This is a genomic window from Streptomyces sp. MBT53 (assembly GCF_016654115.1).
GTDB lineage: Bacteria > Actinomycetota > Actinomycetes > Streptomycetales > Streptomycetaceae > Streptomyces.
Window position 1 is genome coordinate 44727 of sequence record NZ_JAEQAZ010000019.1, and the last position, 14422, is coordinate 59148.

Here is a 14422-nt window from a genome sequence, read left to right on the forward strand (position 1 = left end):
ACGGATTTGAGCTGATTCATAGGTTGGGCGGCGCGACGCGTCCGCTCATGCATGACGGGTCTGATCGAAAGCGGCTTTATTTGACGTCTTCTGACTGTTCGTCACGCCCATACGCCCCGCCGTCACCCGATAAGGCAACAGCTCCCCGGACCCGCCTCCGCTCCGGCAGCCGGACGGCTACGCTCGAGGCCTGTACGTCGTTCGGCCTACTCGGGGAGGAATCGGGATGACGGAGGACCGGCCCCCGGAGGCCACCTCGGCCTCCCTGTGGGAGCGCGACGATGAGATCGCGAGTGTCGTGGAGGCGATCGACGCCCTCTGCGCGGACCAGTCGTCCTCGGGCAGTCTGCTGGTCGTCCGGGGCGAGGCGGGATTCGGCAAGACCGCGCTCCTGGCGGAGACCCGCCGCATCGCCGAGGAACGCAACTGCGTGGTCTGGCAGGCCCGCGGCGGCGAGACCCTCAAATCCGTCCCCTTCAACGTCGTACGACAGTTGCTGCAGCCCGCCCTGCTCTCGCTGATGCCCGAGGAGGCCCGCGAGTACCTCGGCGACTGGTACGACATCGCGGGACCCGCCCTCGGCATCGCCGAACCCGGCGAGCGACGGGCCGACCCGCAGGGCGTGTGCGACGGCCTGGTGGCCGCCGTACGCAGACTCGCCAAACGCGAGTGGCCCCTCGTCCTGCTGATCGACGACGCCCACTGGGCCGACCAGGAGACCCTGCGCTGGCTCTCCGCGTTCGCCGAGCGCCTCGACGACCTGTCCGTCCTCGTCGTGGTCGCCCGCAGGCCCGACGAGGTCACCGGCGAGCGCGGCCGGTACCTGGAGGCGATCGCCGGCCTCACCGGCCACCCCATCACCCACCTGAGCGTCCTGACCCCGAGGGCGACCGCGGGCCTCACCCGCGCCACCGTCGGCCCGCACGCCGACGACCCGTTCTGCCGCGAGGTGTGGGCGGTCACCGGCGGCAACCCGTACGAGACCGTCGAACTCCTCGCCAAGGTACAGGACAGCCAACTCCAGCCCGTCGAGGCCTCGGCCGCCGAACTGCGCGCCCTGAACGCCTCCTCACGCGGCGACGGACTCGTCGCCCGCCTCGACGGACTGGGCACCGAGGCCACCCGCTTCGCCTGGGCCGCCGCCATCCTCGGCACCGGCATCTCCGCGAAACTGGTCGCCCGGCTCGCCACCATCAGCGGCGACGAGGCCGACCGCTGCGCCGAACTCCTGCGCAGCGCCCGCATCCTCACCGCCCCCGACCCCGCCGCCGCCCAAGCCGACGCCGGCGAGCTGGAGTTCGTCCACCCGCTCATCGCCAGCGCCGTCTACGACTCCATCCCGGGCGGCTGGCGTACGGCCATGCACGGCATCGCCGCCCAGGTCGTCACCGACTCCGGCCGCGGCGCCGCGGCCGCCTCACGGCACCTCCTCCAGGTGCACCCGGAGGAGGACCAGGAACTCGTCGAGCAACTGCGCGAGGCCGCCAGGGAACACCTCTCCATCGGCGCCCCCGACGCAGCCCGCCGCTGTCTGGAGCGCGCCCTGGTCGAGCCGCCGCTCGCCGAGACCCACGCGAGCGTGCTCTACGAACTCGGCTGCGCCACCCTGCTCACCGCACCCGCCGTCACCATCGGCCACATCCAGAGCGCCCTGGCCATGCCGGGCCTCGACGGCCACGCGCGCGTGGACGCCGTCTTCCGGCTGTCCCAGGCACTGACCCACAACGACCAGCTGGAGGAGGCCGTCCGCACCGTCGAGGCGGAGGCCGCCCGGCACGAACCGGGCGCCGCCAGGATGCGGTTGCAGGCCGTGCAGTACATGTGGGAGGGCATCCACGCGGGCGAGGGCACCTCCCCGGGACGCTCCGAGCGGCTCGCCGAACTCGCCGCGACCTGCACCGGCCGCGACAACTCCGAGCGGGCCCTGCTGATCCTGCGCGGCTTCGACGCCATGACCCACGGCGAGAACGCCGAGGAGGTCGTGGAGGTCTGCGACCGCGCCCTCGTCAACGGGCGGCTCGCCCCCGGACTCGGCTGGACCGACACCGAGTGGGGCCTGGAGATCCTCATGATGCTGGCCAGCGCGTACGCCTACACGGACCGCCTGGACCGCGCGGAGAGCCTGTACAACGAAGCGCTGCGCGCCTACGAGACGGCGGGCTGGAGCGGCGGCCACCTCTCGCTGGCGCACGCCTATCTCGGTCTCGGCCTGCGGAGGCGCGGCCGGCTCCGGGAAGCGGAGATCTCGCTGCGCGAGTCCCTGCGGCTGGCCGAGCGGGTCGGACGCGGACTGCCCCTGTACTGGTCGGCGACCTGCAACCTGGTCGACACGCTGCTCGCCCGCGGCCATGTCGAGCAGGCCTGGGCGATCGCCGAACAGTACGGCTTCACACCGCCCTACCCGTCCACCATCGTGCTGCCCGACCCCCGCTGTGTACGCGGCCGGCTGCTGATCGCCGTCGGCCGCACCAAGGACGGCATCAACGAACTGGAGCAGGCCGCGAAGGCGGCGAGCGTCCGCAGCCACCACAATCCGGTACTGGTCCCGTGGGCCATCGACCTCGCCCGGGCCCTCGCCGTCGAGGACCCGACCCGCGCGGCCCAGCTCGCCTCCGACGCCCGCCGCCGCGCCGAACGCTTCGGCACGGACACGGCCATCGGCGAGGCCCTGCGGTGCGCTGCCGCGCTGGAGACCGGCCAGCGCGCGGTCAGGCTGGCCGCGCAGGCGGTCGCCTACCTGGAGTCCTCTCCCTGCCAGTACGAGCATGCGGCGGCGCGGGTGGAGTACGGGATCGCCGCGCGGTCGGTGGCGGAGATCAACAGGGGTTTGACGCTGGCGCGCACGTGCGGGGCGGACGGCTTGGTGGCTCAGGCACGGGAGGTGCTGGAGACGGGGAGGGGGTTGCGATGAGTTGTCGTTCGCCCCGCGCCCCTAAAGCACGGGCCAGCCGGTGTCTTCAGGGGCGCGGGGAACTGCGCGACCAGCCACGACGCAGCCGCAGTCGACCGACAACGCCACCCCCACCCCCTCAGTCGCCGTCTTCCTCCAACACCCGCTGCGCCACAGCAAACGCCGAGTTCGCCGCAGGCACCCCGCAGTACACCGCACTCTGCAACAGCACCGCGCCGATCTCCTCCACCGTGAGCCCGTTCCGCCGAGCCGCCCGCACATGCATCGCCAACTCGTCGTAGTGCCCATGCGCAATCAACGCCGTCAGCGTGACCATGCTCCGCTCCCGCCGCGACAACGTCGTGTCGGTCCAGATCTCCCCCCACGCGTACCGAGAGATGAAGTCCTGATAGCGCGCGGTAAAGGGCGTCTGCCGAGCCTGCGCCCGGTCCACGTGCTCGTCGCCGAGCACCTCACGCCGCACCGCCATCCCAAGCCGCGCACCCCCACCGAGATGCGCACGCAGCGCGCTCAGAACGGCCGAAGGACACTGCGCGGGCGCCAGATGCGAGGCCCCCGGGATCTCGACCAGCGCCGCGCCCGCCACCGCGTCGGCGATCTCCCGCAGATGCGCCGGCGGGGTCGCCGGATCCTCGCGCCCGGCGATCACCAGCGTCCGCGCGCCGATCTCGGACAGCCGCGACCGCAGGTCGAACGCCGCCAGCGCGTCACAGCACGCGGCGTACGCGGCCGGGTCGGCGGCCCCCTGGTCGGCCACCAGCTCCGGCACGGTGAACCCGGGCGTGAACCAACGGGAGTTCGCGCTCTCGACCAGCCAGTCCAGCCCCTCGCTCCGCACCCGCGCGGCCCGTTCCTCCCACGGCTTCGACCCGTTGAAGTGCGCCGAGGAACAGATGACGGCGAGCGACGACACTCGCTCGGGGTGCTCCACCGCGAGATGCAGACCGACCGCACCACCCAACGACACGCCCGCGTAGGCGAATTGCCCGATCCCGAGGGAGTCGGCGAGCGCGAGCACCAGATCGGCGAGGTCACCGACGGTCGCCCCGGGACCGATCAGATCCGGTGCCGAACCACCGTGACCCGGCAGGTCCCAGCGGATCACCCGGTGGGTGATGGACAGTTCGGGCGCGACCTTGTCCCAGAGCGCGTACGACGTACCCAGCGAGGGCCCGAGCAGCAGCGGGGGAGCGGAAGCGGGCCCCTCGGCACGGAAGTTGAGCAGCTTCTCGGTCAACGTCGCTCCAGCGCACGGTCGGTGAGGGCTCCGGCGGAACCCGTGTAGCGGGCGGGGTCGGTGAGTGCGGAGAGGTCGAGAGCCTTCAACTCGGGCTCCTGAGCGAGCAGTTCGGCCAGTGGACGGCCTTCGGCATGGGCGAGCCGCGCGACCTCCGTGAGCAGCTCCTTCGCCCGGGCCCGCCCGAGCAACGGCGCCAGTTCGGCCGACAGTCGCTCGGAGACGATCAACCCATGGGTGAGACCGAGGTGTTCACGCATCACGTCCGCGTGCACCCGCAGTCCCGCGGCCAGTTCGGCGGCATCGCGCGCCGCACCGCCGACCAGCCGCAGCAATGCGCGCAACGGCTCCCACTCGGCATGCCAGGCCCCGGCCGGCCGCTCGTCCTCGGCGACCAACGAGCCGTAGAGGACGGCCGCGAGTTGCGGTGCCTGCCGCGCGGCGGCGGCGATCAGTGTGGACCGTACGGGATTCGCCTTGTGCGGCATGGCCGACGAACCCCCGCCGCTGCTCTCCGAGACCTCGGCGATCTCGGTGCGGCCCAGGACCAGCACATCGGCGGCGAGCTTGCCCAGTGCCCCCGTGGCGAAGGCCAGGCACCCGGCCAGGTCGGCGATCGGTGTCCGTAGCGTGTGCCAGGGCAACAGCGGTGCCGCCAGGCCAAGTTCACGGGCGTAGGCGTCCGGCAGCGCGAGCGGGTCCTCGGCGCCGTACGCCACAAAAGCAGCCAACGTGCCTGCCGCGCCCCCGAGTTGGACGGGCAGTCCGTCCCGCACGGCCCGTACCCGGTCCCGTGCGTCGAGCACCAGCGACCGCCATCCGGCGGCCTTCAGGCCGAAGGTCGTCGGTACGGCGTGCTGGGTGAGCGTCCGGCCCGGCAGTGCGGTGTCGCGGTGGGCGGCGGCCAGCCCCGCCAGCGCGACCTCCGTACGCGTGAGGTCGGCCAGGACCAGGTCCAGCGTCCGGGCGGCCACCAACATCGTTGCGGTGTCCATGATGTCCTGGCTGGTCGCGCCCCGGTGGACGTACGGGCCGTACTCCGCACCGACCGCCTTCGTGAGGTCCGCGACCAGCGGGATCACCGGGTTGCCGCCGCCGCGGGCACGCTCCGCGAGGGACCGTACGTCGAAGCCGTCCACGTCGGCCGCGGCCGTCACCGCCGTCGCCGCCTCGGCGGGTGCGAGGCCCAGTGCCGCCTGGGCGCGGGTGAGCGCGGCCTCCGCGTCGAGCAGGGCTCGTAGGTAGGCGGTGTCGCTGGTCGCGGACGCGGCGGGGGAGCCGGCCCACCCGGGGGCGAGCAGGCCGGTGTCCGACGGGTCGGCAGCTGTCACTGGAACTCCAGGAAGACCGTCTCGCCTTCGCCTTGAAGGCGGATGTCGAAACGGTAGGTGGCCCGGCCCTCGTCCTGGGCGATCAACGTGTCACGCCGCGCCGCATCCAGCCCGGACAGCAGCGGGTCGGCGGCGAGTGCGGTCTCGTCGCCCGGCAGGTAGATCCGGGTGAAGAGGTGCACCAGCAGCCCGCGCGCGAAGACGCATGCGCTCAGGTACGGGGCGTTCTGACCGCGCGCTCCCGGCCGCAGTGTCCGTGCGTACCAGTGGCCGTTGGCGTCGGTCTGGATGCGGCCCCAGCCGGTGAACTCCACGCCGTTGCGGCCGAGATAGCCGCCGCTGGCCGGGTCGCGCCGGATCGAGCCGTCGGTCGTGGACAGGTTGCCGTCGGGGTCGGGGCCCCACAACTCGACGAAGGCGTCCGGCAGCGGATTGCCCTCGCCGTCGTAGACGTACCCCTGGACGGTGATCGTGTCCGGGTGGCCGACCGGTGCGATGTCGCCGCCGCCGGGGAACGGGAGCGCGTAGCCGTAGAAGGGGCCGACCGTGTGCGACGGGGTCGGCAGCACGGACTCCGGGCGGCTCGTGTCGATCTTCGTCATGGCGGGTCAGCGTCCTTCTTCGATCCAGGTGGCGTGCGGGCCGTCGAGCACGATGTCCCAGTGGTAGCCCATCGAGAACTCCGGCACGGACAGGCTGTGGTCGTAGGTCGCGACGAGGCGCTGCCGGGCCGCGTCGTCCGTCACGGACTGGATGATCGGGTCGTAGGGGAAGAGCGGGTCGCTGGGGAAGTACATCTGCGTCACGAGGCGTTGGGTGAACGCCGTGCCGAACATCGAGAAGTGGATGTGTGCCGGGCGCCAGGCGTTGACGTGGTTGCGCCAGGGGTAGGGGCCCGGCTGGATCGTGGTGAAGCGGTAGTTGCCCGCGTCGTCGGTCAACGTCCGCCCCACACCGGTGAAGTTGGGGTCCAGCGGGGCGTCGTGCTGCTCGCGCTGGTGCGCGTAGCGGCCGGCCGAGTTGGCCTGCCAGATCTCGACCAACTGGCCGCGGATCGGCCGTCCGGACCGGTCCAACAGGCGTCCGGAGACGGTGATCCGCTCGCCGATCGGCTCGCCGTTGTGTTGGCGGGTCAGGTCGTTGTCGATCTCCGTGATGTCCCGCTCGCCGAAGGCGGGGGAGGCGAGTTCCACCAGCTCCGGGTCCTTCGACACGTCGATGGTGACCGGCGGCTGTTTCGGGTGGCGCAGGAGCGAGGAGCGGTAGGGGGCGTAGTCGCGGCGCGGGTGGTGCTCGACCGGGGCGCCGTCCGCGACCCGCTTCTCGTACGTCGCGTGCTCGGCCGCTATTTCGAGGTCGATGTCGTGCTGGGTGAGAGCCATGGGGGTTCCTACCGTTCGAGGACGAGGGCGAGGCCCTGGCCCACGCCGATGCAGAGGGTGGCGACGCCAACTCCTGTTCCCTTGCGGGCGAGTTGGTGGGCGACGGTGCCGGCGAGGCGGGCACCGGAGGCGCCGAGGGGGTGGCCCAGCGCGATGGCGCCGCCCTGGGGGTTGAGGATCGCCGGGTCGAACTCGGGCCATTCCGCGACACATCCGAGCACCTGGGCGGCGAAGGCCTCGTTGAGTTCGAGGACTGACAGGTCGTCAAAACCCTTGCCCGCCTTGGCGAGTGCGCGGTTGACGGCCTCTACGGGGGCGAGTCCGAAGTAGTCCGGGTCGAGCGCGTGCACACCGGTCGCCGAGACCCGGGCGAGGGGCTGGCGGCCGGTGGCCCTGAGGCCCTCCTCGTCGGTCAGCAGCAGCGCGGCGGCTCCGTCGTTGAGCGGGGACGCGTTGCCGGCCGTGACCGTCCCGTTCTCGGTGCGGAACGACGGCTGGAGCCTCGCCATCGCCGCCAGGGAGGCATCTGCCCGTACGCATTCGTCGGCGGCGAAGGCGACCGGATCGCCCTTGCGCTGCGGGACCGGGACGGCGGCGATCTCGCCGTCGAAGAGCCCCGCGGCCTGTGCCTCGGCCGCCTTCTGGTGGCTGGCGAGCGCGAACTCGTCCTGCTGCTCGCGGCTGATCTTGTGCTTGTCGGCGATCAGTTCGGCGCTCTCGCCGAGCGGGATGGTCCACTGCGGGTTCATCGCCGGGTTGACCATGCGCCAGCCGAGCGTGGTCGAGTACAGCTCGGTGTGCCCGGCCGGGAAGGGGCGGTCCGACTTGGGCAGGACGTACGGCGCCCGGGTCATCGACTCCACCCCGCCCGCGACGGCGATCGAGGCGTCCCCGACCGCGATGGCGCGGGCCGCCTGGATCACCGCCTCCAGACCGGAGGCGCACAGCCGGTTGACGGTCACGCCCGGCACGGAGGTGGGCAGGCCCGCGAGGAGCGTGGCCATGCGGGCCACGTCGCGGTTCTCCTCGCCGGCGCCGTTGGCGTTGCCGAAGAAGACGTCCCCGACGCGGGCCGGGTCCAAGTCCGGGGTGCGGGCGAGGAGTTCGCGGATGACGTGGGCCGCCAGGTCGTCGGGGCGGACCGGGGCGAGGCCTCCGCTGTACTTGCCGAACGGGGTGCGGACGGCGTCGACGATGTAGACGGTGTTCACAACAGGCCCTCCGTGACGGTCAGTTCGGCGTCGGTCCTGGCGACGATCTCCTCGACGGTCACACCGGGCGCGGTCTCGGTGAGCACCAGCCCCTCGGGTGTCACGTCGATCACGCCGAGATCGGTGATGACCCGGTTCACGCACGCCTTGCCGGTGAGCGGCAGCGCGCACTCCTTGAGGATCTTCGGCGAGCCGTCCTTGGCCACATGGGTCATCACGACGATGACCGTGCGGGCGCCGTGGACGAGGTCCATCGCCCCGCCGATCCCGGTGATCAGCTTGCCGGGGATCGCCCAGTTCGCGAGGTCGCCGCCGGCCGAGACCTGCATCGCGCCCAGTACGGCGACGTCTATGTGACCGCCCCGGATCATCCCGAAGGAGAGCGACGAGTCGAAGAAGGAGGCGCCGGGCAGGACCGTCACGGTCTCCTTGCCGGCGTTGATCAGATCCGGGTCGACCTGGTCCTCGGTCGGATACGGGCCGGTGCCCAGGATGCCGTTCTCGGATTCGAGGATCACCTCGACGCCCGGCGGAAGGTAGTTGGGGATCAGGGTCGGCAGGCCGATGCCGAGATTGACGTACTGCCCGTCCTGAAGTTCGAGGGCCGCACGGGCCGCCATCTGCTCGCGTGTCCAGGCCATCAGCCGCTCACCGTCACTGTCCGCTGCTCGATCCGCTTGTCGGCGGCCTGTTCGGGGGTGAGGGCCACCACCCGCTGCACGAAGATCCCCGGCAGATGCACCGCGTCCGGGTCGATCGCGCCGGGCTCCACCAACTCCTCGACCTCGGCGATCGTCACCCTGCCCGCCATGGCGGCGAGGGGGTTGAAGTTGCGGGTCGACTTGTTGAAGACGAGGTTCCCGTGCCGGTCGCCCTTCGCGGCCCGTACCAGGGCGAAGTCGGTGCGGATGCCGCGCTCCAGCACGTACTCGGTGCCGTCGAAGTCCCGTACCTCCTTCGGCGGGGAGGCGAGCGAGACGCCGCCGGAGCCGTCGTAGCGCCAGGGCAGTCCGCCCTCGGCGACCTGGGTGCCGACCCCGGCAGGGGTGTAGAAGGCGGGGATGCCCGCGCCGCCGGCGCGCAGCCGCTCCGCGAGGGTGCCCTGGGGGATCAGCTCGACCTCCAGTTCCCCGGCCAGGTACTGGCGGGCGAACTCCTTGTTGGCGCCGATGTAGGAGCCGGTGACCCGGGCGATCCGGCCGGCGGCCAGCAGTACGGCGAGGCCGGACTCCAGGGCCCCGCAGTTGTTGGAGACCACGCCCAGGGAGCCGACCCCGCGCTCGTACAGCGCCTGGATCAGCACGTTCGGTACACCGCTCAGCCCGAAGCCGCCGACGGCGAGCGTCGCTCCGTCCGGCACATCGGCCACTGCCTCCAGGGCTGTGGCGACCACCTTGTCCATCCGTGAAGCTCCGTCCCGTCCGAGCGCCCGGTCAGCAGTCCGTGCGGTGGGGATCGCCGCAGTTCGTCAGGGCACTGAGCATTTCGGTGAAGTTTCTTTCACGCTGCCACTGCGGGGCCCTCGCGTCAAGGCCTGGGAGAACCCCCAGGTCGGCTCCGTGCACAGGCCTGGACTCGGCCCCGGGGTCTCCGGGTATCGTTCAGTGCACGGACGAATACGGCCTCGGGAGGGCACATGGGCGCGGTGGACCTCACCATCCATCCCGGGCACCTCGCCCGGCGGCTCCAGCAGGCGCACTACCTGCTGTGGAACACGATGGTCTCCGAGGAGATCACCTCCCCGCAGTTCGCGGTGCTCAACGCGCTCGTCGCCGAGCCGGGGCTCGACCAGCGCACGGTGGGTGAGCGGGTGGGCCTGGACCGGTCCACCGTCGCCGAGGTGATCAGCCGGCTGAGCAGCCGCGGTCTCCTCGACAAGGTACGTGACACGCGTGACGGCCGCCGTTTCCTGCTCTGCCTGACCGACGACGGCCGGCGCGTCCACCGCAAGCTCGCTGTCCGCACGGCCCGGATGAACCAGGTCTTCCTGGCCCCCCTCTCCGCCGAGGAACAGGGCGTCTTCCTCGACCTCATCCAACGTGTCTCGGACGCGGCCGAGGGACTCCGCAACCCCACGGAGCCCCTCGCCGCCCACCGCTGACCCGGGCCGTGTCAGGCCTTCGCGAACACCACCCAGACCTGGCCCTTCGCGAAGTTCACGGGTGTGCCGTCGGAGGCGGTGAACGCCGTTCCGTCCGTGGCCGTCGGCCGCTTCCAGTCGACGCTGTAGGTACGGCCGTCCCGCAGCACGTCCGCCTTCCCGGAGCCGACGGTCACGGTGTACGGCGTGTTGTTGCCGAGGACGTCGTGATAGGCGGACTTCTGGATCTTCACGTACTGGACGACGACCGTCGCCGGGGCCAGCCGCTTCCCGGCGGTCGTCACGGCCGGCGTGCCGTCCTCGGTGACCAGCCAGCGGTGCTGCGACCCGGACCAGGTGAAGGTGAAGCGGGCCGCCGGATAGCGGACGGTACGGGAGGCCGTTGCCTTGCCGCCCGCGGGGGCGGCGCCGTAGTGGAAACCCGTCGTCAGGGCCGCCGCACCCGGGGCGGACGAGAGCAGCTTGTTCGGGCGCAGATAGAGGTTGTGCGGGGCGGACTTGTCGACACCCCGGTAGTAGGCGCTCGCCACCTCGTCGGGCGATGCGGACCGCAGCGGTGCCTTGTCGATCAGCGGCAGCAGCTTGCCCTGGGCCCCGGAGAAGGCGAGCGTCGGGTCGTCGAACTGGCGCAGCAGCTCCAGATCGGACACGCGGGCGCTGCGCACCGGCCCGACGGACTTGGGCAGCTTGGTGGCGAACACCGCCATCAGCCGGCTCAGCCCGCCCTCGACCTGCTCGGCGTAGACGATGTCCGCCGAGTCCAGGCCCGTCTGCGGGCGGGCCGCCGGCACGTTGTCGATCTTCACCGCGAGCACCGGACCGGCGGCGGGGGCGACCGTGCTCGGGCTCTCGGTCGGGCTCTGCGTGGGGGACTGGGTCCGTCCGCGTCCGTCGTCGGTGGTGCCGCCGTGATGCGCCGTGCAGCCCACCGCCAGGGAGGCCGTCATCGTGGCGGCCAGCAGCGCCGCTCGTCTCGCGCCGCGACGCCGGGGCGCCTTCTGTCCCATGCCCACCGTTGCCACCAGTCTGTGTTTTCGATTGTGCTCTTATAAGTTCATTGGTGGCCATACCCGCTCGGTTGTGTTTGTGCGCGTCGAATGGGCCGATCGGCCCACCGGAAGATCCGGAGGAAGTCAGTCCGGCGTGCCGAGGATCTCCGCGAGGTCGTAGCGGACCGGCTCCTCCAGCTGTGCGTAGGTACAGCTCTCGGGCGTACGGTCCGGGCGCCAGCGGCGGAAACGCGCCGTGTGCCGGAAGCGCGCGCCGTTCTCCATGTGGTCGTACGCCACCTCGGCCACCCACTCCGGTCGCAGCGGCACCCAGGACAGGTCCTTCTTGCCGGACCAGCGGCTCGGCGCCCCCGGCAGTCGGGCGCTCTCGTGCGCGGCCTCCTCCGACCAGGCCGCCCACGGATGCCCGGCGGGGTCGTCCATGCGCAGCGGCTCCAGCTCCTCGATCAGCTCGGCGCGCCGCTTCATCGTGAAGGCGGCCGACACGCCCACGTGCTGCAGGGTGCCCTGGCCGTCGTAGAGACCGAGAAGGAGGGAGCCGACCACCGGTCCGCTCTTGTGGAGGCGGTACCCGGCGACCACGACGTCCGCCGTCCGCTCGTGCTTGATCTTGAACATCGCGCGCTCGTCCTGGCGGTAGCGCAGATCCAGCGGCTTGGCCACGACACCGTCGAGCCCGGCCCCCTCGTACTGCTCGAACCACCGCTGCGCCACCTCGATGTCGGTGGTCGCGGGCGCCAGGTGCACGGGCGGGGTCGCGGCCGACAGCGCTCGGGCGAGGAGTGCCCTGCGGTCGGCGAGCGGTACGTCCACGAGCGACTCGTCGGCCAGGGCCAGCAGGTCGAAGGCGACGAAGGAGGCCGGGGTCCGCTCGGCCAGCGTCCGTACCCGCGAGTCGGCCGGGTGGATGCGTTCGGTCAGCGCGTCGAAGTCGAGCCGCCCCTCACGCGCGATCACGATCTCCCCGTCCAGCACACAGCGCTCCGGCACCCGCTCCTTCAGCGCCTCGACCAGCTCGGGAAAGTACCTGGTCAACGGCTTTCCGGTACGGCTGCCCAGCTCGATCTCGGCGCCGTCGCGGAACACGATCGCCCGGAAGCCGTCCCACTTCGCCTCGTAGTGCATGCCCGGCGGAATCCTCGCCACCGACTTGGCGAGCATCGGCTTCACGGGCGGCATCACCGGCAGATCCATGGCTCCGATTCTGCGCTCGTACGTCGCTTGTCGCCCGGTGTGCGATGTTCGGACGGCGGGCCTACCGTGGCTCGCATGGGCGAAGCGGTGGAACTGGAGGCGGGCGGCCGGACCGTACGGCTGTCCAGTCCCGACAAGATCTTCTTCCCGGAGCGCGGCTTCACCAAGCTGGACCTCGCCCGCTACTACATCGCGGTCGGCCCCGGAATCCTGCGCGCCCTGCGCGACCGCCCCACCACCCTGGAGCGCTACCCGGACGGGGTCGAGGGCGAGAACTTCTTCCAGAAACGGGCGCCCAAGAACATGCCCGACTGGATTCCGCGCGCCCACATCACCTTCCCCAGCGGACGCAGCGCCGACGAGATGTGCCCCACCGAACAGGCCGCCGTCCTGTGGGCCGCCCAGTACGGCACGCTCACCTTCCATCCCTGGCCGGTCCGCCGCGACGACGTCGACAGCCCCGACGAACTCCGCATCGACCTCGATCCGCAGCCCGGCACCGACTACGACGACGCGGTCCGCGCCGCCCACGAACTCCGCGCCGTACTCGACGAGTTCGGTGGTCTGAAGGGCTTCCCCAAGACCTCCGGCGGACGTGGCCTGCACGTCTTCGTCCCCATCGAGCCCAACTGGACCTTCACCCAGGTCCGCCGTGCCGCCATCGCCGTCGGCCGCGAACTGGAACGCCGGATGCCCGAGCAGGTGACGATCAAGTGGTGGAAGGAGGAGCGCGGCGAGCGCATCTTCGTCGACTACAACCAGACCGCCCGCGACCGCACCATCGCCTCCGCCTACTCTGTACGACCCGGCCCGCACGCCCCGGTCTCGGCCCCGTTGAGTTGGGACGAGGTCGGCACCGCGCACCCCCGTGACTTCGACCTCGCGACCATGCCGGCCCGGTTCGCCCAACTCGGCGACGTGCACGCCGACATGGACGACCACCGCTACTCCCTCGACGCCCTCCTCGAACTGGCCCGCCGCGACGAACACGACCACGGGCTGGGCGATCTGCCGTATCCGCCGGAGTACCCGAAGATGCCGGGGGAGCCCAAGAGGGTGCAGCCGAGCCGTGCGAAGAAAGAGCCCGAGGGATCCTGAGCGGATGACTCGCCTCCTGACCCGAAGCGACCTCGGTGATCTCCTGGAACCCTCGGCCTGTCTCACGGCGCTGCGCGACGGCTTCCGCGCGGTGGGGGTCGAGCCGGCGATTCCCGGCCAACGGGTGCGCACCGACCTGCCGTTCCCCGGTACGGCCACCGCTCTGATCCCCGGACTGCTGCCCGGCATCGAGGCCTACACCGTGAAGGTCAACGCCAAGTTCCCCGGTGCGCGGCCCGCGTTGCGTGGGGTCATCTGCCTGTACAGCGGTGTGGACGGCGAGTTGCTCGCCCTGCTGGACTCGGCGACCGTGACCGCCTGGCGCACGGGACTGGCGGCGGCGCTCGGCACCCATGTGCTGGCGGGCCCGGCGGAGGACGCTGCGGTGGGGGTCATCGGTGCGGGCGCGCAGGCCGAGTTGATGGTGCGGGGGCTGGGCGTCCTGCGGCCGTACGGTCAACTCCTCGTCCACGACACGGACTTCGAGCGGGCGGCCGACTTCGCCGTACGGCACGGAGGCCGGGCGCTGGGCTCGGCGACGGAGATCGCCTCGGCCGCCGACATCGTGCTCCTGGCGACCTGGTCCCGCACCCCGCTGCTGTCCCTCGCGGACACCCGTGCGGGCCAGCACTTCACCAGCCTCGGCGCCGACGAGCCCGGCAAGCGGGAACTCGCCGCGGACCTGCTGGACACGGCGCTCGTCGTCGTCGACGACCGCCAACTGGTCGCCGTCGTGGGCGCGTTGGCGCCGGACGACATCGACACGACCCTCGGCGACGTACTGCGCGGCGACCACCCGGGCCGCACCGACTCCACCGCCCGCTCGGTGTACGCCCCCGTCGGCCTGCCCTGGCAGGACCTGGCGCTCGCCTGGCTGGCGTACCAACGGGCAGAGGAAGGCGGGGTCGGGCGGCGGGTGAATCTGCTGGGGTGAACCATGGGATCTT

At 71.5% G+C, this 14422-nt stretch carries 13 protein-coding genes; 4 read left to right on the forward strand and 9 right to left on the reverse strand.

Annotated features, from left to right (window positions below; translation table 11 throughout):
- The first annotated feature begins 226 nt into the window (after positions 1–226).
- Entirely contained in the window at positions 227–2911 is a 2685-nt protein-coding gene (locus tag JHN45_RS10125; protein WP_201048760.1) for an AAA family ATPase, read from the forward strand.
- Between the two features lie 118 nt (positions 2912–3029).
- Here the strand turns inward: JHN45_RS10125 and pcaD are convergent, their stop codons facing one another.
- Genes pcaD through JHN45_RS10160 form a run of 7 tightly spaced genes read right to left on the reverse strand, consistent with a single transcriptional unit; the run spans position 3030 to position 9474 of the window.
- On the reverse strand, positions 3030–4148 hold the full coding sequence (gene pcaD / locus JHN45_RS10130) for a 3-oxoadipate enol-lactonase (protein ID WP_201048761.1): 1119 nt from the start codon (positions 4146–4148) through the stop codon (positions 3030–3032).
- Positions 4145–5479 (reverse strand): 3-carboxy-cis,cis-muconate cycloisomerase, encoded by a 1335-nt coding sequence (pcaB, locus tag JHN45_RS10135; RefSeq protein WP_200709570.1) that lies wholly within the window; start codon positions 5477–5479, stop codon positions 4145–4147. The genes pcaD and pcaB overlap by 4 nt, the downstream gene beginning before the upstream one ends.
- The gene (gene pcaG, locus JHN45_RS10140; RefSeq protein ID WP_200709571.1) at positions 5476–6081 is read right to left on the reverse strand and encodes a protocatechuate 3,4-dioxygenase subunit alpha; all 606 of its coding nucleotides are present in this window, start codon (positions 6079–6081) and stop codon (positions 5476–5478) included. The genes pcaB and pcaG overlap by 4 nt, the downstream gene beginning before the upstream one ends.
- A gap of 6 nt (positions 6082–6087) precedes the next feature.
- The gene (pcaH, locus tag JHN45_RS10145) at positions 6088–6861 is read right to left on the reverse strand and encodes a protocatechuate 3,4-dioxygenase subunit beta (RefSeq protein WP_200709572.1); all 774 of its coding nucleotides are present in this window, start codon (positions 6859–6861) and stop codon (positions 6088–6090) included.
- 8 nt (positions 6862–6869) lie between these two features.
- Positions 6870–8072, reverse strand: coding sequence for a thiolase family protein (locus JHN45_RS10150; protein ID WP_200709573.1), 1203 nt, complete (start codon positions 8070–8072; stop codon positions 6870–6872).
- On the reverse strand, positions 8069–8713 hold the full coding sequence (locus JHN45_RS10155) for a CoA transferase subunit B (protein ID WP_200709574.1): 645 nt from the start codon (positions 8711–8713) through the stop codon (positions 8069–8071). The genes JHN45_RS10150 and JHN45_RS10155 overlap by 4 nt, the downstream gene beginning before the upstream one ends.
- Positions 8713–9474, reverse strand: coding sequence for a CoA transferase subunit A (locus JHN45_RS10160; protein ID WP_200709575.1), 762 nt, complete (start codon positions 9472–9474; stop codon positions 8713–8715). Before JHN45_RS10160 ends, JHN45_RS10155 begins: the two co-directional genes overlap by 1 nt.
- Positions 9475–9708: 234 nt before the next feature.
- Between JHN45_RS10160 and JHN45_RS10165 the strand changes: the two genes are divergently transcribed.
- Positions 9709–10173, forward strand: coding sequence for a MarR family winged helix-turn-helix transcriptional regulator (locus JHN45_RS10165; RefSeq protein WP_200709576.1), 465 nt, complete (start codon positions 9709–9711; stop codon positions 10171–10173).
- An 11-nt stretch (positions 10174–10184) separates the two neighbouring features.
- Here JHN45_RS10165 and JHN45_RS10170 read toward each other — a convergent pair whose 3' ends face one another.
- Together JHN45_RS10170 and JHN45_RS10175 are read right to left on the reverse strand one after the other, a co-directional pair.
- On the reverse strand, positions 10185–11180 hold the full coding sequence (locus JHN45_RS10170; protein WP_201048762.1) for a DUF3048 domain-containing protein: 996 nt from the start codon (positions 11178–11180) through the stop codon (positions 10185–10187).
- Between the two features lie 126 nt (positions 11181–11306).
- Positions 11307–12377, reverse strand: coding sequence for an ATP-dependent DNA ligase (locus JHN45_RS10175; RefSeq protein ID WP_201048763.1), 1071 nt, complete (start codon positions 12375–12377; stop codon positions 11307–11309).
- 75 nt (positions 12378–12452) lie between these two features.
- Here JHN45_RS10175 and ligD point away from each other — a divergent pair, with 75 nt between their 5' ends.
- The gene (ligD, locus tag JHN45_RS10180) at positions 12453–13475 is read left to right on the forward strand and encodes a non-homologous end-joining DNA ligase (protein ID WP_201048764.1); all 1023 of its coding nucleotides are present in this window, start codon (positions 12453–12455) and stop codon (positions 13473–13475) included.
- A 4-nt stretch (positions 13476–13479) separates the two neighbouring features.
- Positions 13480–14409, forward strand: coding sequence for an ornithine cyclodeaminase family protein (locus JHN45_RS10185; RefSeq protein ID WP_201048765.1), 930 nt, complete (start codon positions 13480–13482; stop codon positions 14407–14409).
- Positions 14410–14422 lie beyond the last annotated feature (13 nt).

Excerpts from the sequence above, each read along its gene's own strand:
- JHN45_RS10125 (WP_201048760.1), top strand. The coding sequence starts at position 227 with ATGACGGAGGACCGGCCCCCGGAGGCCACCTCGGCCTCCCTGTGGGAG.
- pcaG (WP_200709571.1), bottom strand. The coding sequence starts at position 6,081 with ATGACGAAGATCGACACGAGCCGCCCGGAGTCCGTGCTGCCGACCCCG.
- pcaH (WP_200709572.1), bottom strand. The coding sequence starts at position 6,861 with ATGGCTCTCACCCAGCACGACATCGACCTCGAAATAGCGGCCGAGCAC.
- JHN45_RS10155 (WP_200709574.1), bottom strand. The coding sequence starts at position 8,713 with ATGGCCTGGACACGCGAGCAGATGGCGGCCCGTGCGGCCCTCGAACTT.
- JHN45_RS10160 (WP_200709575.1), bottom strand. The coding sequence starts at position 9,474 with ATGGACAAGGTGGTCGCCACAGCCCTGGAGGCAGTGGCCGATGTGCCG.
- JHN45_RS10165 (WP_200709576.1), top strand. The coding sequence starts at position 9,709 with ATGGGCGCGGTGGACCTCACCATCCATCCCGGGCACCTCGCCCGGCGG.
- JHN45_RS10170 (WP_201048762.1), bottom strand. The coding sequence starts at position 11,180 with ATGGGACAGAAGGCGCCCCGGCGTCGCGGCGCGAGACGAGCGGCGCTG.
- JHN45_RS10175 (WP_201048763.1), bottom strand. The coding sequence starts at position 12,377 with ATGGATCTGCCGGTGATGCCGCCCGTGAAGCCGATGCTCGCCAAGTCG.
- ligD (WP_201048764.1), top strand. The coding sequence starts at position 12,453 with ATGGGCGAAGCGGTGGAACTGGAGGCGGGCGGCCGGACCGTACGGCTG.
- JHN45_RS10185 (WP_201048765.1), top strand. The coding sequence starts at position 13,480 with ATGACTCGCCTCCTGACCCGAAGCGACCTCGGTGATCTCCTGGAACCC.